Genomic DNA, 20,713 nt, shown 5'->3' with positions numbered 1-20,713 from the left:
GGGGAGGCGATCGCGCAGCGATCGGTGGGGGGAGTGACTGCGAAACCGGCCGCCGCCTCGAAAGCTGAAACCGGCCCCCCACCGGCCTTCGGCCGCCTCCCCCACAGGGGGAGGTTCGCCGATCAAGATCCTCCCCCTGTTGGGGGAGGTGGCCCGGAGGGCCGGAGGGGGACAGCGCCGGCGCCGCAACACCCGCAACCCGGAAAGGTTCGCTGTCGCGATCGCCCACAAGTCGTCGAAATCATCGACGACGCTTGTGGTTCCGCTCCGCCCGTTCTACGCGGGGCGACGAGATCTGTTCGGGGAAATCCATGAAGTCTGCGTTCCGCGCTCTCGGCGTCGCCGCCCTGGCGCTCGTTTCGGCCTCGGCCGCCTCCGCTCAAGTCGCCGCCCAGGGCGGCGAATGGCGCACGCCCGACCCCGAGAACGTCCTGGTCGTCGAGACCAACAAGGGCCGCATCGTCGCCGAGCTGGTGCCCGAGGCCGCGCCCGGCCACGTCGAGCGCGTGCGCGAGCTGGCCCGCGCCGGCTTCTACGACGGCCTGACCTTCTTCCGCGTCATCGACAGCTTCATGGCCCAGACGGGCGATCCGAAGAACGACGGCACCGGCGGCTCGGACAAGCCCGACCTGACGGCCGAGTTCACCTTCCGCCGCCCCGGTTCGGGCGGCTCGTTCACGCCGACCGGCAAGATCGGCTCGCTGGAGACCGGCTTCGTCGGCCCGCTGGCCGTGACCAGCCAGTCCTCGATGCTGGCGGCGATGACCGCCGACGGCAAGGTGCAGACCTGGGCCAACTTCTGCCCCGGCGTGCTGGGCATGGCCCGCGCCGGCGATCCCAACAGCGCCAACAGCCAGTTCTTCTTCATGCGCCAGCACTACCCGTCTCTGGAGAAGGTCTACACCGGCTTTGGCCGCGTGCTGTCGGGCCTGGAGGTGGTGCGCGCCATCAAGGCCGGCGAGCCGGTTCCCGATCCGCAGGACAAGATGCTGAGCGTCAAGGTCCTGGCCGACATCCCGGCCGACAAGCGCCCGACCGTGCAGGTGATGGACACCCGCAGTCCCGCCTTCGTCGAACTGGTCAAGAAGAAGCAGGCCGAGCTTGGCGCCGGCTACAACATCTGCGACGTGGAAGTACCCGCGAAGGTCAGCAAGTAAGCCGAGGTCGACTGAATGCGCCTGCCGATCGTCTCCGCCGTCGCTCTCCTGGCCGCCGCGGCGGTCGTTCCGGCGGCGCAGGCCGCCCCCAAGGGCAAGCGGGCCAAGGCCGCCGCCGTGGCCGCGCCCGCCGGCCCGCGCGAGACCGACTGGCGCACGCCGGCGCCCGAGACGGTGATGGTCATCGACAGCACCAAGGGCCGGATCCTGGTCGAGCTGGTTCCGGAGGTCGCGCCCGCCCATGTGGCGCGCCTGCAGGAGCTGACCCGCGAAGGCGTCTACGACCGGCGCACCTTCTTCCGGGTCATCGACCGCTTCATGGCCCAGACCGGCGACCCGGAAGACACCGGCCAGGGCGCCAGCGACAAGCCCAACCTGAAGGCCGAGTTCACCTTCCGCCGCGACCAGGCCCTGCCGCTCGCGGTCGCCGCCTCGCCGGCCGGCACGGAAGTGGGCCTCCTGAAGTCGCTGCCCGTGGTCAGCCAGGCCCTGAGCTGGAGCAGCATGACCAGCGACAAGAAGGTCGCCGCCTGGGGAACCTATTGCCCCGGCGTGCTGGGCATGGCCCGCGACGACGCGCCCGACAGCGCCAACAGCCAGTTCTTCCTGATGCGCCAGCCGTACCCGTCGCTGGACAAGCGCTACACCGCCTTTGGCCGGGTGATCTTTGGCCTGGAGGTGGTGCGGGCCATCAAGACCGGCGAGCCGGTGCCCGACCCGCAGGACGAGATGACCAAGGTCCGCCTGCTGTCGGACATCCCGCAGGCCGAGCGGCCCAAGGTGCGGGTGATCGATCCCGCCAGCCCGTGGTTCCGCAACCAGATCGCCGCCGTGCGGCGGGCCAAGGGCGCGGATTTTTCGGTCTGCGACCTGGAAGTCCCCGTCAGCGTTCAGTGACGGCGGTTCACAGCCGCTTTGCGGCGGGCTAAAGAGCGCCAGACTCAATTCTCCCGGCGGGCTCGGCTCGCCAAACCCCGTACCGAAGGGACGACCATGTCGGCTGACCTCGAAAACACCCTGATCCTGACGCTCGAGACCGGTCCGGTCACCATCAAGCTGCGTCCCGACCTGGCTCCGGGCCACGTCGAGCGGATCAAGGAACTGGTCCGCGAGGGCTTCTATGACGGCGTGGTGTTCCACCGCGTGATCCCGGGTTTCATGGCCCAGGGCGGCGACCCGACCGGCACCGGCCGCGGCGGTTCGTCCAAGCCCGACCTGAAGGCCGAGTTCTCGGCCGAGCCGCACGTCCGCGGCGTCTGCTCGATGGCCCGCACGCCCGATCCGAACTCGGCCAACAGCCAGTTCTTCATCTGCTTCGACGACGCCACCTTCCTCGACAAGCAGTACACCGTCTGGGGCGTGGTCACCGACGGCATGGACCACGTCGACAGCCTGCCCAAGGGCGAGCCGCCGCGCGCGCCGGGCAAGATCGTCAGCGCCAAGATCGCCGCCGACGCCTAAGTCCAGGAAAGGGCCCCTCCGGAAACGGAGGGGCCCTTTTCTTTGGAGACCGCATGACCGCTCGTCCCGAGCCGCCGCGCCAGGCCTATCTGGAGCCGCACCGGCGCTATCACACGCTGGTCCACATCGAGGACTGCCTGGCCAGGCTGGCGGCGACGCCGGGCCTGGACGATCGCGAGCGCGGCCTGCTGGTCCAGGCGATCTGGTGGCACGACGCGGTCTACGACCCGCTTCGTCCCGACAACGAGGCCCGCAGCGCCGACCTGGCCCGGCAGGCCCTGGCCGCGGCCGATGCGCCCGAGGCCGACATCGCCGAGGTCGAGCGCCTGATCTTGCTGACCAAGGGCCACACGGTCGAGGCCGGGGACCGGCTGGGGGCGCTGATGGTCTCGATCGACCTGTCGATCCTGGGCGCCGAGCCGGCCGCCTACGCCGCCTATGCCCGGGCCATCCGCGAGGAGTACGCGGCCGTGCCGGACGAGGTCTATCGCGCCGGCCGGGCGCGGGTGCTGGAGGCCTTCCTGGCCGCGCCGACGCTGTTTCCCGATCCGGCCTTCGCCCAGGCGCTGGACGCTCCGGCGCGCCGCAACCTGGCCGCCGAGATCGACAGCCTCAGGACCGCTTGAGCGTGATCACCACCGGCCGGTGATCCGAGCCCAGGTGCGGGCCGCGCCGCACCGAGACGGTCTTCCACTGCCGGCCCGCATAGACGTGGTCGATCGGCATCAGCGGGAAGGGGGCCTTGACCAGCCGGATGAACGAGCCCGACGGCCAGGAGGGCAGGGCCAGGGTGCGGCGCTCCAGCCCGAAGCGCTTGTCCTGCCGGCGCAGGCTCCACGACCAGGGCGTGGAGTTGAAGTCGCCGGCGACGATCATCGCCTTCTTGTCGAAGCCCTCCAGCATCTCGGCCAGGCGGCGGCTCTGGGCCTGCTGGGCGCCGGCCGGGATCGGCCAGACATAGTGCGTGGCGACCACCGTGAAGGGCCCCTTCGGATCGGCCAGCGTGGCCCAAGCGACCGACAGCGGCCGCTCGCGGTCATAGATCCCGCCCCGAGCGACCATGCGCTTCTTGCTGAAGATCCAGCTGTCGCACGGACGGTTCGTGCCGACGCAGGAGACGACGAAGGGATAGAGCCGGCGCAGGTGGCTGATCAGCGGCCAGGCCTCGCCACCGCCTTCCTCGACGAACAGGATGTCGGGGTCCTCGGCCAGAACCCATTCCAGCGCCTGGCTGGGGTCGTCGTTCGAGGCCCAGACGTTGAACTGCATGACCTTCAGCGTCGCGGGACCCGGATCGAGCTTGCGGGTCTGGGCCGCGATCAGCTCCGAGGCCATCAGGCCGCCGTGGGCCAGGATCGCCAGAGCGCCCATGGCCACGATCGCCCAGCGCTCGCCGCGGCGCGAGACGATCGCCCCCAGAAGCGCGCCGGCCAGGCCCAGGACCAGCCAGACCGGTGCGAAATGGTTGGCCACGTCCAGCCGGTCGCTGAAGGCGCCGCCGAGGCCCGCCAGGCCCAGGACCAGGGCCAGCAGGACCAGCGCCAGGGCCGTGCCGCGGAAGAACAGTCGGGCGAGGTGCAAGATCAGCTGCATGGCTCGCCCCTTAGCACGGCCAGGCGACGGTCGTGTAAGCCGGCGTAGGTTCGAAGGCCGCGGGAAGGGCGATTGCGCAGCCGCGCGGCGCCCATGCGGCCGCGCCGCGCCTTGACCTTGCGCCCCCTTCGTGGCCTTGAAGCCGGCCCATGCGCCTTTCCGACTTCGACTTCCATCTTCCCGACGACAGCATCGCCCTGCGCCCGGCCGAGCCGCGCGACAGCGCGCGCTTCCTCGTCGTGCGCCCGGGGCAGGGCCTTGAGGACCGCATCGTCCGCGACCTGCCTGATTTCCTGCGTCCCGGCGACGCCTTGGTGTTCAACGACACCCGGGTGATCCCCGCGCGCCTGTCGGGCCTGCGCGAGGGCCGCACGACCGGCGGCGCCGACGGCACGCCCGTGGCCGTCGAGGCGACCCTGCACCGCCGGATTGCGCCCGACCGCTGGAGCGCCTTCATGCGACCGGGCAAGCGGCTGAAGGCCGGCGACCGCGTGGCCTTCGCCGCCGAGGGCTCCGGCGAGCGCCTGGACGCCACCGTCGTCGAGAAGCACGAGGGCGGCGAGGTCGTTCTGGCCTTCGACCTGTCCGGGCCCGAGCTCGACGTCGGCATCGCCCGGCACGGCATGATGCCGCTGCCGCCCTATATCGCCGCCAAGCGGGCCGAGGACGACCGCGACCGCGCCGACTACCAGACCGTCTACGCCCGCGAGGACGGCTCGGTGGCCGCGCCGACTGCCGGCCTGCACTTCACCCCGCAGCTGCTGGAGGCGCTGAAGGCCAAGGGCGTTTCCCTGCACTTCGTGACCCTGCACGTCGGCGCGGGCACCTTCCTGCCGGTGAAGACCGACGAGGTCTCCGAGCACAAGATGCACGCCGAGTTCGGCGAGGTCACCGCCCAGACCGCCGACGCCCTCAACGCCGTGCACGCGGCCGGCGGCCGCATCGTCTGCGTGGGCACCACGTCCCTGCGCCTGATCGAGAGCGCCACGGGCGAGGACGGCGTGGTGCGGCCGTTCGCCGACGAGACGGCGATCTTCATCACGCCGGGCTACCGCTTCCGGGCGGTCGACGTGCTGATGACCAACTTCCACCTGCCCAAGTCGACCCTGTTCATGCTGGTCAGCGCCTTCGCCGGCCGCAAGACGATGCGCGCGGCCTACGAGCACGCCATATCGACGGGCTACCGCTTCTATTCCTATGGCGACGGCTCGCTGCTGTTCCGCGCCGAAACCGAGACCGTCTAGATGGCCGCTTTCCCCTTCGAGATCAAAGCCACTGACGGCAAGGCCCGCACGGGCGTGCTCAAGACCCCGCGCGGCGACATCCGCACGCCGGCCTTCATGCCGGTGGGCACGGCTGCGACGGTGAAGGCCCTGACGGTCGACCAGGTCAAGGACACGGGCGCCGACATCATCCTGGGCAACACCTATCACCTGATGCTGCGGCCGACGGCCGAGCGGGTGAAGCGCCTGGGCGGTCTGCACAAGTTCATGCGCTGGGACAAGCCGATCCTGACCGACAGCGGCGGCTTCCAGGTGATGAGCCTGTCGGGGATCAGCAAGGTCACCGAAGAGGCCGTCACCTTCGCCAGCCACATTGACGGGACCAAGCACGTGCTTTCCCCCGAGCGGTCGATGGAGATCCAGGCCGACCTGCTGGGCAGCGACATCGTCATGCAGCTGGACGAATGCGTGGCCTGGCCGGCGGAGGAGAAGAGGGCGCGCGAGGGCATGGAGCTGTCGGCGCGCTGGGGCCTGCGCTCCAAGACCGCGTTCGGCACGCGCGATACGCAGGCGCTGTTCGGCATCCAGCAGGGCTCGACCTTCGAGAACCTGCGCCGCGAGTCGTCCGAGCGCCTGCAGGAGATCGGCTTCGACGGCTACGCCATCGGCGGCCTGGCCGTGGGCGAGGGGCACGAGGCGATGTGCGAGGTGCTGGACTACGCGCCGGGCCTCCTGCCCGCCGACCGGCCGCGCTACCTGATGGGCGTGGGCAAGCCGATCGACCTGGTCGAAGCCGTCTATCGCGGCGTCGACATGTTCGACTGCGTGTTGCCGACCCGCTCGGGCCGCCACGGCCAGGCCTGGACCTGGGACGGGGCGATCAACATCAAGAACGCCCGCTTCGCCGAGGACGAGAGCCCTCTGGATCCCACCAGCGACTGCCCGGCCAGCCGCGACTATTCCAAGGCCTATCTGCGCCACCTGTTCAAGGCCGAGGAGATCCTGGGGCAGGTGCTGCTGTCGTGGCACAACATCGCCTTCTTCCAGGCCCTGACGGCGGCGATGCGGGATGCGATCGCGCAGGGGCGGTTCGAACAGTTCCGCCGGGAGTTCGCGGCCCGGCAGAAGGGGGGCTGAGGCCTACGGGCGAAGGCGGTCGTCGCTTTCCAGGAACCTCCCCCTGTGGGGGAGGCGATCGCGTCAGCGATCGGTGGGGGGAGTTGGCGGGTGATCGACCGACGCTTCGGAAGCTGAAAACGGCCCCCCACCGGCCTTCGGCCGCCTCCCCCACAGGGGGAGGTTCCTTGTAGGCGGGCGCGGCTTTGCGGCCTCGCGCTTTCGCTGCGATGGTGATGGAGAGGGCGCGGGGCGTCCGGGCCTCGCCCGGATGTGTGAGTTCTAGGTACCGTTTCGACGAAGCTGGAACGCCCCGCGCGATCGTTTGTCCTCAGGCCGGGGCGCGCAGGCCTCTTCCGCCTTTTACCCCTTCCCCATGCAGTGCGCCCCGTTTCTTGGCGGCCAGGCGTGCATGGCGGCGCGGACCCTTGGACGGGCGGGAGCCTAGTCAGGCAGGCTCCCGATGGATGGGTTTACGTCCCCCATCCTCATTTAAGCCTGGCCCGGCCCTGCTCACGCAGCTCCGGCGGCCCCGCTCGATCGCATCCACGTCGCCGCTTCGGGCCGGATCCTTGCGCCCTCTCCCCGCGACGGGACAGCTGTGATTATGCGGGCGTTCTGAGCGCGTCTGATCCAGGCGCGTGAGAAAGTTGCAAGTGGTTGGATTGGTTCAGGACTTTTCGCTGAACGCCGGGGACCCACGCTGCTCTATCCCCATAACCAGGAACCTCCCCCCGTGGGGGAGGCGATCGCGCAGCGATCGGTTGGGGGAGTTGGGAGATCGGCCGGCGCCTCGGAAGCTGAGAACGTCCCCCCACCGGCCTTCGGCCGCCTCCCCCACGGGGGGAGGTTCAAAACAAAAAGGCCGCCTGGAGCGATCCAGGCGGCCTTTCCGTCTTCAGGAACCTAGAAGGCTCAGAACGTCCAGCGGACGCCGGTCGACAGGACCGTGGCGTGGCCGGTGGCCAGGCCGTTCAGGGTCACCGACGAGCCGGTGGCCGTGGCGTCGGTGCGGTGGATCTCGGAATCGTCGAACGAGATGTAGGTCGCGGCGATGTCGAGGTTCAGGTTCGGCTTGGCGGCCCAGGTGGCGCCGACGGCGTAGAGCATGCGGTCGCCGTCCGGAACGCGGGCGGTGCGGCCTTCGTCCGGGGTCGGGGTCGGGTCCTTCTGGACGCCGCCGCGCAGGGTCAGGCGCGGGGTCAGCTGGTGATCGACGCCAAGGGCCACCGTGGTGATGTCCTTGTAGTCCTGCTCGCTGACCGAGCCGCCGCCGGCGAAGGTGACGCGGATCGCGTCGAATTCGCTCCAGCCGACGCGGCTGACCTGGGCGTTCAGGGTGGTCTTCGGGGTCACGGCCCAGCGGGCGCCGAGGCTGGCCATCCACGGGGTGGTGATGGTGGCTTCACCGGCGACCGTTCGGTTGGCCGTGGTCGGCAGCGGGGCCAGGATGCCCGAGACCGCCACGTCGCCCTTCAGGGTGTGCTCGGTCTTCGAACGGTAGCTGGCGCCGAAGGTCAGGGCCGGGGTGGCGTGGAACTGGGCGCCCACGGTCCAGCCGTAGCCCCAGCCGTCGCCGGTCAGTTCCTGGCGTCCGTCAGCCTGCAGCGGCGAGGCGTTCGGCAGAGCGTTCGACAGTTCGGCGTCGGCGTAGACGCCGCTGATGCCCACGCCCAGGTCGAGCTTGTCGGTGACGCGGTAGGCCAGGGTGGCCTGCAGGTCGGCCGTGGTCAGGCGCGACTTGATGGCGTCGTAGCGAGCCCAGCTGTTGGCTTCGTACTCGGTGGTGAAGTTGTACGGCGCGGCCATCGACAGGCCGACGACGATCTTGTCGTTCAGGCGCCAGGCGCCGGCGAAGTTGGGCACCACGCCGTCATTGATGACGTCGGTGGCCGTGCCCGTGCCGCCCACCGGGGTGGTGATCGGAACCGGACGGGTGATGGTGGAGCCCTTGTTGGCGACCTTGGAGTTCACCAGCACGGCGTGCAGGCCGCCGTAGACTTCGGCGTGCTCGACGCCGGCGATGGCGGCGGGGTTCCACCACAGGCTGGCGGCGCCGCTGTCGGCGACTTCGCCCGAATAGGCGCGGCCGGCGCCGCGGGCCGATTGTTCCTGCAGATAGAAGCCCGAGGCGGAGGCTTGCGAAGCGGCGGCGAGGGCGGCGAGCGCCGCACCGGCGGCGAGGACTTTACGCGAGAGAGCCATGTGACTGACAGACCTTCTTGGGGAGGTTAGGTCCATCCAACACCTTGCGATGCTGGAGGTTGCCGCCGGCTCTAACGTACTTTTTCAAAAACCGTTGCTATTTATTCGCGTAACGGTGAATTTTGTTCTCGGCGTCAAAGAAATCGTGCCTTTTCGGCCTCTATTCATTCGGCGTTATGTCAAAACGTGAGGCTTCCCTTAGGTAAAGACTTGTATTCGCCTCAATTCTCGCAGGTGCAGATTTTTGTAATTTACGTCAATTGTGGCGATCGCGGGCGCGGATGTTCCAGCGCCCGCGACCTTTGGATCAGCCGCCGGCCAACTTGCGGAAGAACTTCTGGCCCTGCTCGCCGCCGTTGAAATAGGCCTGCTGGCCGGGCTCGGCGGTGATGGCCTCCCAGCTGTCGCGAACCTCTTCGGCCGACAGGCCGCCTTCGCCCAGATAGACGCCTTCGGTCTCAAAGATCCGGGCCAGGGCGAAGACGCCGGCCCCGGCGGTCAGGATCGCGCCGGTGGGGGCGTCTTCCGACACCAGGTAGACGACGCCGGGGGTGACGTATTCGGGGTTCAGCTTGGCCAGGATCTCGGGCGGCATCAGGCCCTCGGTCATGCGGGTGGCCGCGACCGGGCTGATGGCGTTGATCTTGACGTTGTTCTTGGCGCCTTCGAGCTTCAGCGTGTTCATCAGGCCCAGCACCGCCATCTTGGCCGCGCCGTAGTTGGACTGGCCGAAGTTGCCGTACATGCCCGACGACGAGGTGGTGACGACGATGCGGCCGTAGTTCTGGGCCTTCATGATGTCCCAGACGGCCTTGATCGGCTTGAAGGTGCCGAAGACGTGCACCTGCATGACCGCCTCGAAGTCGGCCAGCTCCATCTTGCTCAGGGTCTTGTCGCGCAGGATGCCGGCGTTGGCGACGAGGATGTCGATGCGGCCCCAGGTGTCGATGGTGGTCTTGACCAAGTCGGCGACGCCGGCGTCGTCGGTCACCGAGGCGCCGTGGGCGATCGCCTGGCCGCCGAAGGCCTCGATTTCGGCCACCACGGCCTTGGCCGCGTCGGACGAGCCGCCCGAGCCGTCGACGCTGCCGCCCAGGTCGTTGACCACCACCTTGGCGCCGCGACGGGCCAGTTCCAGGGCGTGCTGGCGGCCGAGGCCCCCGCCCGCGCCCGTGACGATGGCCACCTGACCGTCGAAGCGAATGTCGTCCGCCATGCCCGTAGATCTCCCTCAAACGCGCGTTTGGTTTGACGCGTTTGTGCGACCGGGAGGAGGGAGCGTCAAGGGCGGGAAAGGGTGTGGGGCGGGAAGGGGAGGCGGGGCCTCCCCTCGGCCGCGATCAGGTCTTGGGCGGATCGGCGGCCTGCGGGCCGGTGCGCTTGGCGCCGGCGACCTGGCCAGGCTTCATGAACTTCACCAGCACGCGCTGGCCGATCAGGAAGGGCGTGTCGTCGGCGCTGACCACCACCTCGACCACGCGGGCGTCGGTGCGCTCGGAAGGATCGTCCGACTGCAGCTTGCGGGCCCCGAACACGGCGGCGCGGCGCAGGACCTTGCCGGTGTAGGTCTTCTTCTGGTCGGCTTCGGGGATGATCTCGACCGACTGGCCGATGGCGACGAACGGAATGGCCGACTCGCTGATCTCGGCGCGGACGATGCGGGCCGTGGACGGCTCGAGGTCGAACATCGAGGTGACGTTCAGGGTCGAGGCGCCCGAGCCCGGATTGGCGTAGCGGCGGGCGATGCGGCCGTCGGCCGGGGCGCGGATGATCGTCAGTTCCTGGTTGTAGCGGGCCTGGTTCAGTTGGGCGGCGAAGGTGGCCACCATGGCGCGCTGGGCCTCGAGCTCGGCGTCGGCGCCGGCGATGGCGTCGCGGGCCTGGTCGAGGCGCTGCCCGGCCACGAAGTTCGAGGCGGTCAGGCCCTGCAGGCGGGTGAACTCGCGCTGGGCCGTGGTCCTGCGGACCTCCAGCACCCGGATCTGGGCGCGGGCCTGGGCGAGGTTGGCCGCGGCGGTCTCGGCGGCCAGACGGACGTCGTCGTCCTCCTGCTTGGCCAGCGGCTGGCCCTTGTGGACCATGTCGCCTTCCTGGACGTAGACCTCGCTGACGATGCCCTGGCGGCGGGCGGCGACCGAGATCACCCCGCCCTCGACGTCGGCCTTGCCGTCGGCGACGGCGCCGTACGGGGTGGCGGGCGTGGCGGCGGCGACCTTGGCGGCCTCGACCTTCTTGGCCTTGGCCTGGCCGCTGTACCAGACGCCTCCGCCCAGGATGGCGAGGGCGCCGACAGAGATCAGCCAGAAGCGGCGGCGACGGAACAGGGCGGGCATCTCAGGCTCCGATGAGAGGGCGGTCGGCCGCGGCGGGCGCGGGCTGCGACGTGACGCGGCGGTCGTCGAGGATGCGGCCGTCCTCGATGTGGATGACGCGGTCGGCGAAGGATTCCATGCGGTGGTCGTGGGTCACGCAGATCACGGCCGCCCCATGCTCCTTGGCCGCCCGCTGCAGCAGGCGGGTGACGATCTGGCCGTTCTCGCCGTCGAGGGCCGAGGTCGGCTCGTCGGCGAACAGCAGCCGGGGCTGCTTGGCCAGGGCGCGGGCGATGGCCACGCGCTGCTTCTCGCCGCCCGACAGCTCGGACGGGCGCTGGTTGACCCGGTGGCCCAGGCCCACCTCGTCGAGCGCGACCATGGCCATGCGCCTGGCCTCGGCCACGTCGTAGCCCTGGTACTTCAGCACGGTGGTGACCTGCTGCAGGGCGGTGAGGGCGGGGAACAGGTTGAAGCCCTGGAAGATGAAGCCGCAGTTGTCGAGGCGGAACTTGTCGATCCGGCCGGACGGCAGCGACCAGATCTCCTGGCCCATGGCCTTGACCCGGCCCTCGTCGGGTCGCAGCAGGCCCGACAGGCAGGCCACCAGGGTCGACTTGCCCGAACCCGACGGGCCCATGACCATGGTCACGTCGCCGTGCAGGGCGTCGAAGTCGACCGATTTGAGCACCTCGATATAGGTGCGGCCGGTCTTGAAGCGCTTCTGCAGGCCCTTGGCGACGATCGCCGTCTTGCCCATGGAAGATTGGCCCGGGACGAGGGGGGAGGGGGATTGGCTCATCGCAGCAGATCCGCCGGTTGGCTCTTCTTGAGGATGCCCAGGGCCAGCAGGCCCGAGACGATGGCGATCAGCATCAGGAACCCGGCCGAGGCGATCACCATGGGGATCGGGAAGCTCATCGGCAGGCCGCCCATCTTGGCCAGCTGCGCGACGGCGCCGACCAGCACGGCGGTGGCCGCCAGGCCCGCGACGCCGGTCCAGAAGCCCAGCTCGATGACGATCATCCGCAGCGAGCCCATCGACACGCCAAGCGCCCGCAGGGAGGCGAACTCCTTGATGTTGGCCAGGATCGCGCCGCGCAGGGTCTGGGAGGTGATGCCCACGCCGATCAGCAGGCCCAGGAACACCGAGAAGCCCAGCATGATGCCGATGAAGCTCTCCTTCATCATCGCGCCGTCGTTGGCTTCCGACAGCTCGGCCCGGGTCCAGGCGCGGTAGGCCTTGTCGGAGGTGGCGTTCAGCTGGTCGCGGACGATCTCGGCGCGGGCCGGATCGCGGATGCGCACCATCAGCGGGCCGACGCGGCTGCCGGTCGAGGCCTGGCCCAGCAGGCGCAGGGTGTCGCGCGAGACCACGATGGTCGGCTGCATCATGTTCGGATAGCCGTCGAGGATGTAGCGGACATAGACCGTCTTGCCGTTGATGGCGGCGCGGTCGCCCAGCTTCTGGATGCCCAGCTTGGCCATGCCCGTGCGGTCGATCGCGACCGAGTAAGGCTCCAGCAGCGCCACGCGGATGTTCTCGTTGTAGTCGCGCGGCCAGGTCACGGCGTCGCTGCGGGTGTCGACCGCCGAGGTCTGGATCCACTCGCGCACGCGCTTCTTGCCGGGGGGCGGATCGTTGGTCCAAAGGCCGCCGCCGCCGTCGAGATCGGCGACCTCGACCACCTCGGGGTGCATGTACATCTGGGCCATGACCCGGCGCGGCAGGCCGTTGCCGCCGTTCATCAGGCTTTCGGCCTTGGGGCCCAGCACCATGATGTCGGCCGGCGAGCGGTCGATGGTGGCGGTGAAGGCCTTGCCGATGCCGGTGAACATGCCGACCTGGGCGAGCACCAGCAGGCCCGAGAAGGCCAGCGCGATGATCGCCGCCAGGTATCGCCGCCATTCGTACAACAGTGTGGCCAACGCCAGCGACATGCCGACACGCTCCCCCAATCAACGGTTGCACAAGAGCAGCGCAGACCCGCTTAGGCCAAGTTAAATCGGGGTAAGACGGAACTCTTCGACGGAATGTGATCGCGGCGCATGTTTGTTGCGTCGAGAGCCCGACCGGCGAAACGGCCGTGGCGAAACAGGGGTGGCTCTGCCGGCCTGGCTTGGTTATGGCTGTTACATTGTACGCCACGACGGCGTTGCGCCGTGCAAGGACGACTCATGAAGACTTTGACGCTGGCCGCCTCGGCCCTGGTTCTCTCGTTCGCCGCCGCCGGCGCGGCCCAGGCCGACGAGGGCATGTGGACCTTCGACAACTTCCCCTCGGCCAAGGTCAAGCAGACCTACGGCGTCGACATCGATCAGAAGTGGCTCGACACCGTGCGCGCCTCAGCCGTGCGCCTGACGACGGGCTGCTCGGCCTCGGTGGTCTCCAAGCAGGGCCTTGTGCTGACCAACAACCACTGCGTGGCCGACTGCACCCAGGCGCTGTCGAGCGAAGGCAAGGACTACGTCAAGGACGGCTTCCTGACTGGTGCGCGCGAAGAGGAACTGAAGTGCGCGGGCATGCAGGCCGAGGTGCTATTGTCGATCACCGACGTCACCGACCAGGTCAAGGCCGCCGGCGCGGGCAAGACCGGCCAGGACTTCGTCAAGGCGCGCGACGCGTCCTTCGCCACCGCCGAACTGGCCGCCTGCGGCCAGGACAAGACCCTGCGCTGCCAGACCATCAGCTTCTACCGCGGCGGCCAGTACAAGGTTTACAAGTACCGCCGCTACGCCGACGTGCGCCTGGTGTTCGCGCCGGAGTACGCCACGGCCTTCTTCGGCGGCGACCCGGACAACTTCAACTTCCCGCGCTTCAACCTCGATAGCGCCTTCCTGCGCCTGTACGAGGACGGCAAGCCGGCCGTGACCCCGAACCACCTGACCTGGCGCGCGACCGCGCCGGTCGAGGGCGAGCCGACCTTCGTGGCCGGCAACCCGGGCACCACCCAGCGCCAGCTGACCGTCTCGCAGCTGGAGACCAACCGCGACCTGGTCATCCCGATCGGCCAGCTGCAGCGCTCGGAGATGCGTGGCCGCCTGATCCAGTTCGGCGAGCAGTCCGAAGAGAACAAGCGCATCGCCAACCAGCCGCTGGCCGGCGTCGAGAACAGCTACAAGGTGTTCTTCGGCCAGCAGTTCGTGCTGAACGACAAGAAATTCATGGACGCCAAGCGCRCCGCCGAGACCGACCTGAAGACCAAGGTGGCGGCCGATCCGAAGCTGTCGGCCGAGATCGGCGACCCGTGGGMCGAGATCGACAAGGCCCAGCTGGCCGTGGCCGACCAGTTCGTGCCGATGCGCCAGCTGGAAAGCGCCGCTGGCGGCGGGTCAGACCTCTACGGCTACGCCCGCACCCTGGTGCGCGGGGCCCAGGAACGCGCCAAGCCGGCGGCCGAGCGCCTGCCGGAGTACGCCGACACCCGCCTGCCGCTGCTGGAAAAGCGCCTGCTGGACGTGCGTCCGGTCGATGCGCCGCTGGAGCGCCTCTATCTCGAGCACTGGCTGCTGAAGACCCGCGAGTACCTGACCGCCGACGCCCCGGCCGTGAAGCTGCTGCTGGGCAAGGAAAGCCCCGAGGGTCTGTCGGCCCGTCTGGTCGCCGGCAGCAAGCTGGCCGACCCGGCCGTGCGCAAGGCGCTGTGGGACGGGGGGCTGGCCGCCATCCAGGCCTCGGACGATCCGATGATCCAGTTCGTGCTGAAGACCGAGGGCCAGGGCCGTGAGCTGCGCAAGGCCTACGAGGCCAGCGTCACCGCCCCCACCGACGCCGCGGCCGAGCGCATCGCCAAGGCCCGCTTCGCGGTGCTGGGCGACAGCGTCTATCCGGACGCCACCTTCTCCTTGCGCCTGTCGTACGGCAAGGTCGCCGGCTGGACCCATCGCGGCCGCACGATCACCCCGTTCACCGACTTCGCCGGCTTCTACGACCGCGTCACCGGCGCCGAGCCCTTCGAGGCCGCGCCGCGCTGGATCGCCGCCAAGGACAAGCTGAACCTCAAGACGGTCTATGACTACGTCACCACCAACGACATCATCGGCGGCAACTCCGGCTCGCCGGTGATCGACGCCAAGGGTCGGGTGATCGGCGCGGCCTTCGACGGCAACATCCACTCGCTGGGCGGCGCCTTCGGCTATGACGGCTCGATCAACCGCACCGTCGTGGTCTCGACGGCCGCCATCACCGAGGCGCTGACCAAGGTCTATGGCCGCGACGCGCTGGTGAAGGAACTGGCCGGGAAGTGATCCTTTCCCTCGTCCCTCTCCCCTTGAGGGAGAGGGTGGTCCCCGCGAAAGCGGGGATCGGATGAGGGGTCTCTCAAAAGCAAGACGCCGCGACAGCCGATCCGCTGTCGCGGCGTTTTTCGTTAGCGCGACCCCTCATCCGTCGGCCTGCGGCCGCCACCTTCTCCCGCAAGGGGAGAAGGACTGGAGAAGCGCGCATTTCAGTGCCGTAACACCCCGAAATGTGGAATGTTTTTCGCTCGAACCGGCGTGCGCCCAGGGCAAGGGCGCGCGTAACGCCCGCGCCTTGATGCGCATCACCGGTTCCAGGAGACATCGCCTTGAGCGTTTCCAGCCTGAGCAGCACCTCGATCATGCAGCAATTGCTGCAGTCGATGCGCGGCTCCCAGACGACGTCGGCGGCCAGCGCCGCCTCGTCATCCAGCGGCGCGTCCGCTGGGCAACAAATGCAGGTCGGCAGCGGCGAGCCGCCGCCGCCCCCACCGCCGCCGATGAGCTCGCAGGGCTCGAGCGGCGAGAATTTCAGCTCTGAAACCCTGGGCTCGCTGCTTTCGATGCAGGAAGGCGGCATGCAGGGCATGGGCGCCCCCCAGGGCATGGGCGGCGGGCAGGGGATCTTCGAGAGCCTCGACACCGACGCCGACGGCGCGCTTTCGACCGACGAACTGACCACGGCCCTGACCAACGCGCTGGGCGAGTCGGAAGACGTCTCCTCGGCGGTCAGCAGCCTGATCTCGGACGGCGACAGCGATGGCGACGGGGTGCTGACCGGCGGCGAGTTCGCGGCCCTGGCCCAGGCTTCGGGCGGCCCCGGCGGTCCGCCGCCCGGACCTCCGCCGTCGGGCGGTGGTGAAGGCGGCGGCTCTGGCAGCGCCGGCGGAGGCGGCGGCGTCAGCCAGGTGTTCGACAGCCTCGACACCAACCAGGACGGCACGGTCTCGGCCGCCGAACTGGCCGCGGCCAATACCGACGGCACCGATGCGGCCAGCGCCGCCTCCGACCTGATCTCGGCGGCGGACACGGACGGCGACGGCGGCCTGTCGGGCCAGGAGTTCGCGGACATGCTGAAGCAGGCCTCGGATTCCGCCGACACGACCTCGACCCTCGCCAGCACGCTGTCGAGCTCGTCCCTGGCGTCCGACATGATGCAGAAGCTGCTGCAGCAACTGGCCGACGCCGCCACGAGCAGCGCCGCCAGCGGGGAGGGCGTCAGCTCGGCCTCGTCGGTGAGCATCGCGGCGTAAGGATAATGGCTGCGAAGCCAGGCCTTCGCAGCCATTTCCAATATCCGTCATCCCGGAAAGCGCGCAGCGCTTATCCGGGACCCAGAGGACTGGGCGTAGACGCCAAGCTCATCCCCCCGGCGGTCGCCAATGCAGTGCGGCGGCCCCTGGGTCCCGGCTCTACGCTTGGCTTCGGCCGGGATGACGAGCCTGGAGGCGGCCAACTGTTCGCCGAACGAGCACGCGCCCCCGCGACGCCGAAGGTTAAGCAAGCCGCTTGCGCCCGGCGCGCTTGTGTTGGACAAACTGGCCCCTTGGTCGGCGTCGCGGGGGCGTCGCTTCACAATTCAAGGTTCTGCCGTCTTGCTTTTCCGTCCTGAGAACGTTCAGGCCCTCGCGGGTCTGGCGCTCACCCTGGGCCTCTGCTGGCTCGTCTCCGAAAACCGCAAGCGCTTCCCGTGGGTGCTGGCCATCGGCGCCCTGATCATCCAGGTCGGCCTGGTGGTGCTGCTGTTCGGCCTGCCGCAGGCCCAGCAGATGCTGCGCGGCGTCAACGGCGCGGTCGAGGGCCTCGGCGCCTCCACCCAGGCCGGCACGGCGTTCGTGTTCGGCTTCCTGGCCGGCGGCGACCAGCCCTATCCGGTCAGCAACCCGGGCGCGGGCTTCATCTTCGCCTTCCGCGTGATGCCGGTGATCCTGGTGGTCTGCGCCCTGTCGGCGCTGCTGTGGCACTGGAAGATCCTGAAGTGGGCCGCCCAGGGCTTCGGCTTCGTGTTCCAGAAGACGCTGGGCCTGCGCGGCCCGCCGGCCCTGGCCACCGCCGCCACCATCTTCATGGGCCAGATCGAAGGCCCGATCTTCATCCGCGCCTATCTCGACAAGCTCTCCCGCTCGGAACTCTTCATGCTGATCACGGTCGGCATGGCCTGCGTGTCCGGCTCGACCATGGTGGCCTACGCCACCATCCTGGCCGACGTGCTGCCCAACGCCGCCGCCCACGTGCTGACCGCCTCGATCATCTCGGCCCCGGCCGGCGTGCTGCTGGCCCGCATCGTGGTGCCGTCGGATCCGATGGAAAAGGGCGGCGACCTGGACCTGGCCGCCGAGGACAAGACCTACGGCAGCTCGATCGACGCCGTCATGAAGGGCACCACCGACGGCCTGCAGATCGCGCTGAACGTCGGCGCGACCCTGATCGTCTTCGTGGCGCTCGCGACCATGCTCGACAAGTTCCTGGCCATGCTGCCGGCCATCGGCGGCCAGCCGCTGAGCCTGACCCGCGGCCTGGGCGTGATCTTCTCGCCGCTGGCCTGGTCGATGGGCATCCCCTGGAAGGAAGCCGGCAGCGCCGGCGGCCTGCTGGGCACCAAGCTGATCCTCACCGAGTTCACCGCCTTCATCCAGATGGCCAAGACCGGCGCGGCCAGCCTCGACGAGCGCTCGCGGATGATCATGACCTACGCCCTGTGCGGCTTCGCCAACATCGGCTCGGTGGGCATGAATGTCGCCGGCTTCTCGGTGCTGGTGCCCCAGCGCCGCCAGGAAGTGCTGAGCCTGGTGTGGAAGGCGATGATGGCCGGTTTCCTGGCCACCTGCCTGACCGGCTCGCTGATCGGCCTGATGCCGCGGGTGCTGTTCGGGCTGTAAGGCCCTTTCCTTCCGCAGCGAAAACCAACGATCCTCCCGGCCAAAACCGGGAGGATTTTTCGTTGAAGCTCTATGACAGCCGGCGTGCGCCCAATCCCCGGCGGGTGCGGTGGTTCATGGCCGAGAAGGGGATCGAGGACGTCGAGATCGTCGAGGTCGACATCTTCACGGGCCAGCACCGCACGCCCGACTACCTGGCCAGGACGGGGCTGCCCAACGTGCCCGCCCTGGAGATGGACGACGGGACCACGATCACCGAGTCGGTGGCCATCTGCCGCTATCTGGAAAGCGTCTATCCCGAGCCCAACCTGTTCGGCGTCGACCCGCGCGAGGTCGCGGTGATCGAGATGTGGGCCAGGCGCGCCGAGATGCTGGTGGCCACGCCGCTGATGCTGACCGTGCGCCACAGCCATCCGGCCCTGGCGGCGATCGAGACCCAGATCCCGGAAGTGGCCGCCAGCAACCGCGCGTCCGCCGAGAAGGGGATCAAGGTGCTGGACCGCAGGCTGGCGGAAAGCCCGTTCATCGCCGGCGACCGGGTGACCATCGCCGACATCCTGGCCGTGACGGGCATCGACTTCGCGCGGATGGCCAGGTTCCGGCCCGATCCTGCGCTGGTGCACGTCAAGCGCTGGCTGGACGAGATGAACGCCCGGCCGGCGGCAAAGGCGGGGGTGTAGAAGGCTCTCACCTATACTCCCGTCATTCCCGCCCTTGTGGCGGGAACCCCTCTATCGGCCGCAAGGGCGAATGGGGCGGCGTGCTGAGCACGCCGCTTGCCCCTCACGTGGAGGCGGCACCAGGGTTTCCCGCCACAAGGGCGGGAATGACGGGAGGTGGAGAAGAGGCTTTCCCCAGCGCCGCTTGGCTCGCGCGGCTCATCCGGCATAACCTCGTTCCATGGTCGTCTCGCTGTTCACCCATGCCGACATGCTCGACCACCGGCCGGGTCTGGGCCACGTGGAGAGTCCCGCGCGGCTGCAGGCGGTGATCGACGCGCTGGAGGACGAGGCGGGTCTGGACCTGGAGCCTGTCGAGGCGCCGCTGGTCGATCCGGCCGACCTGCGGCGCGTGCATCCGGCCGCCTTCGTCGATTCGATCTTCGCCGCCGCGCCGCACGCGGGGATCCATGCACTGGACCCCGATACGGTGCTGTCGACCGGCAGCCTGGCCGCTGCGCGTCGCGCCGCAGGAGCGGTGGTCGCGGCCGTGCGGCAGGTGGCGGCGGGGCAGGGCCGGCGGGCCTTCTGCGCGGTGCGGCCGCCGGGCCATCACGCCGAGCCGGCCATCGCCATGGGCTTTTGCGTGTTCTCCAACGTCGCGATCGCCGCCCGCGTGGCCCAGGCCAGCGGCCTTTCCCGCGTGGCCATCGTCGATTTCGACGTCCATCACGGCAACGGCAGCCAGGCCGCGTTCGAGCACGACCCGACCGTGATGGTGGCCTCGATCCACCAGTCGCCGCTCTATCCCGGCACCGGCGACCCATCGGAACGGGGCGTGGGCAACATCGTCAACGCCACGCTGGCGCCGGGCGCGCCGCGCGAATCCTGGCGGCGGGCGTTCGAGGGGCTGATGGAGCGAGTCGACGCTTTTGCGCCGGACCTGGTGCTGGTGTCGGCCGGATTCGACGCCCACGAGCGCGATCCTTTGGCCTCGCAAAGCCTTCGCAGCGAGGACTTCGCCTGGGCCACAAGGGCGATCGTGTCGGTGGCCGACCATCGGGCCAGAGGGCGTATTGTCTCCTCGCTCGAGGGCGGGTACGACCTCGAAGCGCTCGGCCGTTCGGCCAAGGCGCATGTCAGAGCGCTTCAGGAAGGATGAGGCCCGGTCCCGCGTCAGCGGCCGCCGGGTCGCCGAGGAAAATGGCCGACGCACCGACCGCCGACCAGACCGCCTCGAGCGTGGTCCGCCCGCCTGGGGCCATCGTCCTGGCCCGCCACGGCGAACCCGCCCTTTCGCGCAAGGTGCGCTTCGACGCCAGGACCTATGGCGACTGGTGGGCGCGCTACGAGGAGGGCGGCCTGCTGCCCGGCCAGACTCCGCCGGACTGCCTGCTTGAGATCGCCGCGCGTTCGCAGGTGATCGTCTCGTCGACTCGCCGGCGTTCGATCGAGACCGCCCAGGCGGTCGCGGGCGGCCGTGACTTTCCGCGCGACCCGATGTTCATCGAGGCGCCGCTGCCGCCGCCCCCGTGGCCCAGCTGGATCAAGCTGTCGCCCAAGAAGTGGGGCTTCTTCGCCCGCTTCTGGTGGTGGTTTTTCGATCATCACATGGGCCAGGAGAGCCGCAAGCAGGCCGAGGCCCGCGCCGAAGCCGCCGCCGACGCCCTGATCGCCCTGTCGCAGGACGGCCGGGACGTGCTGCTGGTGGCCCACGGCTTCTTCAACGTGATGATCGGCAACGCCCTGCAGGCGCGGGGCCTGAAGAAGACGCTAGACCAGGGCTTCCAGTACTGGTGCGTCAAGCGCTTCGAGCGCGCCTGACCTTTCACAGCCGTTGCCCGCCGGCCCCACGCCAACTAGGGTGCC

Annotated in this window: 18 protein-coding genes; 12 read left to right on the top strand and 6 right to left on the bottom strand. The window is 69.2% G+C overall.

What is annotated here, in order from left to right; translation table 11 throughout:
- Positions 1–311 precede the first annotated feature (311 nt).
- From AC1DCG_RS18100 to AC1DCG_RS18085, 4 genes are all read left to right on the top strand, one after another.
- Complete coding sequence (locus AC1DCG_RS18100) at positions 312–1,157, top strand: peptidylprolyl isomerase (protein WP_477031143.1); 846 nt, start codon at positions 312–314, stop codon at positions 1,155–1,157.
- Between the two features lie 15 nt (positions 1,158–1,172).
- Positions 1,173–2,054, top strand: a complete 882-nt coding sequence (locus AC1DCG_RS18095) for a peptidylprolyl isomerase (RefSeq protein WP_477031142.1) — start codon at positions 1,173–1,175, stop codon at positions 2,052–2,054.
- Between the two features lie 96 nt (positions 2,055–2,150).
- Positions 2,151–2,618, top strand: coding sequence for a peptidylprolyl isomerase (locus AC1DCG_RS18090; RefSeq protein WP_165262101.1), 468 nt, complete (start codon positions 2,151–2,153; stop codon positions 2,616–2,618).
- 53 nt (positions 2,619–2,671) lie between these two features.
- Positions 2,672–3,244 (top strand): HD domain-containing protein, encoded by a 573-nt coding sequence (locus AC1DCG_RS18085; RefSeq protein WP_477031141.1) that lies wholly within the window; start codon positions 2,672–2,674, stop codon positions 3,242–3,244.
- Here the strand turns inward: AC1DCG_RS18085 and AC1DCG_RS18080 are convergent.
- Positions 3,231–4,211: an endonuclease/exonuclease/phosphatase family protein gene (locus tag AC1DCG_RS18080; protein WP_477031140.1), complete on the bottom strand. Its 981-nt coding sequence runs from the start codon at positions 4,209–4,211 to the stop codon at positions 3,231–3,233. The genes AC1DCG_RS18085 and AC1DCG_RS18080 overlap by 14 nt on opposite strands.
- 149 nt (positions 4,212–4,360) lie before the next feature.
- Here AC1DCG_RS18080 and queA point away from each other — a divergent pair, with 149 nt between their 5' ends.
- Both queA and tgt read left to right on the top strand, forming a co-directional pair.
- Positions 4,361–5,455 carry a tRNA preQ1(34) S-adenosylmethionine ribosyltransferase-isomerase QueA gene (gene queA, locus AC1DCG_RS18075; RefSeq protein ID WP_477037193.1) on the top strand — a complete coding sequence of 365 codons (1,095 nt, stop codon included), beginning with the start codon at positions 4,361–4,363 and terminating at the stop codon, positions 5,453–5,455.
- Entirely contained in the window at positions 5,456–6,571 is a 1,116-nt protein-coding gene (tgt, locus tag AC1DCG_RS18070) for a tRNA guanosine(34) transglycosylase Tgt (protein WP_477031138.1), read from the top strand.
- An 894-nt stretch (positions 6,572–7,465) separates the two neighbouring features.
- Here tgt and AC1DCG_RS18065 read toward each other — a convergent pair.
- The 5 genes from AC1DCG_RS18065 to AC1DCG_RS18045 all read right to left on the bottom strand — a co-directional run bounded on the left by AC1DCG_RS18065 (position 7,466) and on the right by AC1DCG_RS18045 (position 13,008).
- A complete protein-coding gene (locus AC1DCG_RS18065; protein WP_477031137.1) occupies positions 7,466–8,755 on the bottom strand; it encodes an outer membrane protein transport protein in 1,290 nt (429 codons plus the stop codon).
- Between the two features lie 307 nt (positions 8,756–9,062).
- The gene (locus AC1DCG_RS18060; RefSeq protein WP_165262113.1) at positions 9,063–9,971 is read right to left on the bottom strand and encodes an SDR family NAD(P)-dependent oxidoreductase; all 909 of its coding nucleotides are present in this window, start codon (positions 9,969–9,971) and stop codon (positions 9,063–9,065) included.
- Between the two features lie 124 nt (positions 9,972–10,095).
- Complete coding sequence (locus tag AC1DCG_RS18055; protein ID WP_477031136.1) at positions 10,096–11,088, bottom strand: HlyD family secretion protein; 993 nt, start codon at positions 11,086–11,088, stop codon at positions 10,096–10,098.
- 1 nt (position 11,089) lies between these two features.
- Positions 11,090–11,827 (bottom strand): ABC transporter ATP-binding protein, encoded by a 738-nt coding sequence (locus tag AC1DCG_RS18050; RefSeq protein ID WP_240903594.1) that lies wholly within the window; start codon positions 11,825–11,827, stop codon positions 11,090–11,092.
- A gap of 38 nt (positions 11,828–11,865) precedes the next feature.
- Positions 11,866–13,008: an ABC transporter permease gene (locus AC1DCG_RS18045; protein ID WP_165262119.1), complete on the bottom strand. Its 1,143-nt coding sequence runs from the start codon at positions 13,006–13,008 to the stop codon at positions 11,866–11,868.
- Between the two features lie 237 nt (positions 13,009–13,245).
- Here AC1DCG_RS18045 and AC1DCG_RS18040 point away from each other — a divergent pair, with 237 nt between their 5' ends.
- The 6 genes from AC1DCG_RS18040 to AC1DCG_RS18015 all read left to right on the top strand — a co-directional run bounded on the left by AC1DCG_RS18040 (position 13,246) and on the right by AC1DCG_RS18015 (position 20,668).
- A complete protein-coding gene (locus AC1DCG_RS18040; RefSeq protein ID WP_477041593.1) occupies positions 13,246–15,315 on the top strand; it encodes a S46 family peptidase in 2,070 nt (689 codons plus the stop codon).
- Positions 15,316–15,635: 320 nt separating this feature from the next.
- On the top strand, positions 15,636–16,559 hold the full coding sequence (locus tag AC1DCG_RS18035; protein WP_477037033.1) for an EF-hand domain-containing protein: 924 nt from the start codon (positions 15,636–15,638) through the stop codon (positions 16,557–16,559).
- 342 nt (positions 16,560–16,901) lie between these two features.
- On the top strand, positions 16,902–18,185 hold the full coding sequence (locus AC1DCG_RS18030) for a NupC/NupG family nucleoside CNT transporter (RefSeq protein ID WP_165262125.1): 1,284 nt from the start codon (positions 16,902–16,904) through the stop codon (positions 18,183–18,185).
- A gap of 62 nt (positions 18,186–18,247) precedes the next feature.
- A complete protein-coding gene (locus AC1DCG_RS18025; RefSeq protein WP_477031131.1) occupies positions 18,248–18,865 on the top strand; it encodes a glutathione S-transferase family protein in 618 nt (205 codons plus the stop codon).
- Between the two features lie 220 nt (positions 18,866–19,085).
- Positions 19,086–20,006: a histone deacetylase family protein gene (locus tag AC1DCG_RS18020; RefSeq protein ID WP_477031130.1), complete on the top strand. Its 921-nt coding sequence runs from the start codon at positions 19,086–19,088 to the stop codon at positions 20,004–20,006.
- A 41-nt stretch (positions 20,007–20,047) separates the two neighbouring features.
- On the top strand, positions 20,048–20,668 hold the full coding sequence (locus AC1DCG_RS18015; RefSeq protein ID WP_477031129.1) for a histidine phosphatase family protein: 621 nt from the start codon (positions 20,048–20,050) through the stop codon (positions 20,666–20,668).
- Positions 20,669–20,713 lie beyond the last annotated feature (45 nt).

The sequence above is a fragment of the Caulobacter sp. 10L414 genome (assembly GCF_056395525.1).
Note: the sequence above shows the minus strand (reverse complement) of the source record. Positions and strands in the feature narration are given on the sequence as shown.

Bases quoted from the DNA above. Each gene is read 5' to 3' on its own strand.
- AC1DCG_RS18100 (WP_477031143.1), top strand. From the start codon at position 312: ATGAAGTCTGCGTTCCGCGCTCTCGGCGTCGCCGCCCTGGCGCTCGTT.
- AC1DCG_RS18095 (WP_477031142.1), top strand. From the start codon at position 1,173: ATGCGCCTGCCGATCGTCTCCGCCGTCGCTCTCCTGGCCGCCGCGGCG.
- AC1DCG_RS18090 (WP_165262101.1), top strand. From the start codon at position 2,151: ATGTCGGCTGACCTCGAAAACACCCTGATCCTGACGCTCGAGACCGGT.
- AC1DCG_RS18085 (WP_477031141.1), top strand. From the start codon at position 2,672: ATGACCGCTCGTCCCGAGCCGCCGCGCCAGGCCTATCTGGAGCCGCAC.
- AC1DCG_RS18080 (WP_477031140.1), bottom strand. From the start codon at position 4,211: ATGCAGCTGATCTTGCACCTCGCCCGACTGTTCTTCCGCGGCACGGCC.
- queA (WP_477037193.1), top strand. From the start codon at position 4,361: ATGCGCCTTTCCGACTTCGACTTCCATCTTCCCGACGACAGCATCGCC.
- tgt (WP_477031138.1), top strand. From the start codon at position 5,456: ATGGCCGCTTTCCCCTTCGAGATCAAAGCCACTGACGGCAAGGCCCGC.
- AC1DCG_RS18065 (WP_477031137.1), bottom strand. From the start codon at position 8,755: ATGGCTCTCTCGCGTAAAGTCCTCGCCGCCGGTGCGGCGCTCGCCGCC.
- AC1DCG_RS18060 (WP_165262113.1), bottom strand. From the start codon at position 9,971: ATGGCGGACGACATTCGCTTCGACGGTCAGGTGGCCATCGTCACGGGC.
- AC1DCG_RS18055 (WP_477031136.1), bottom strand. From the start codon at position 11,088: ATGCCCGCCCTGTTCCGTCGCCGCCGCTTCTGGCTGATCTCTGTCGGC.
- AC1DCG_RS18050 (WP_240903594.1), bottom strand. From the start codon at position 11,827: ATGGGCAAGACGGCGATCGTCGCCAAGGGCCTGCAGAAGCGCTTCAAG.
- AC1DCG_RS18045 (WP_165262119.1), bottom strand. From the start codon at position 13,008: ATGTCGCTGGCGTTGGCCACACTGTTGTACGAATGGCGGCGATACCTG.
- AC1DCG_RS18020 (WP_477031130.1), top strand. From the start codon at position 19,086: ATGGTCGTCTCGCTGTTCACCCATGCCGACATGCTCGACCACCGGCCG.
- AC1DCG_RS18015 (WP_477031129.1), top strand. From the start codon at position 20,048: ATGGCCGACGCACCGACCGCCGACCAGACCGCCTCGAGCGTGGTCCGC.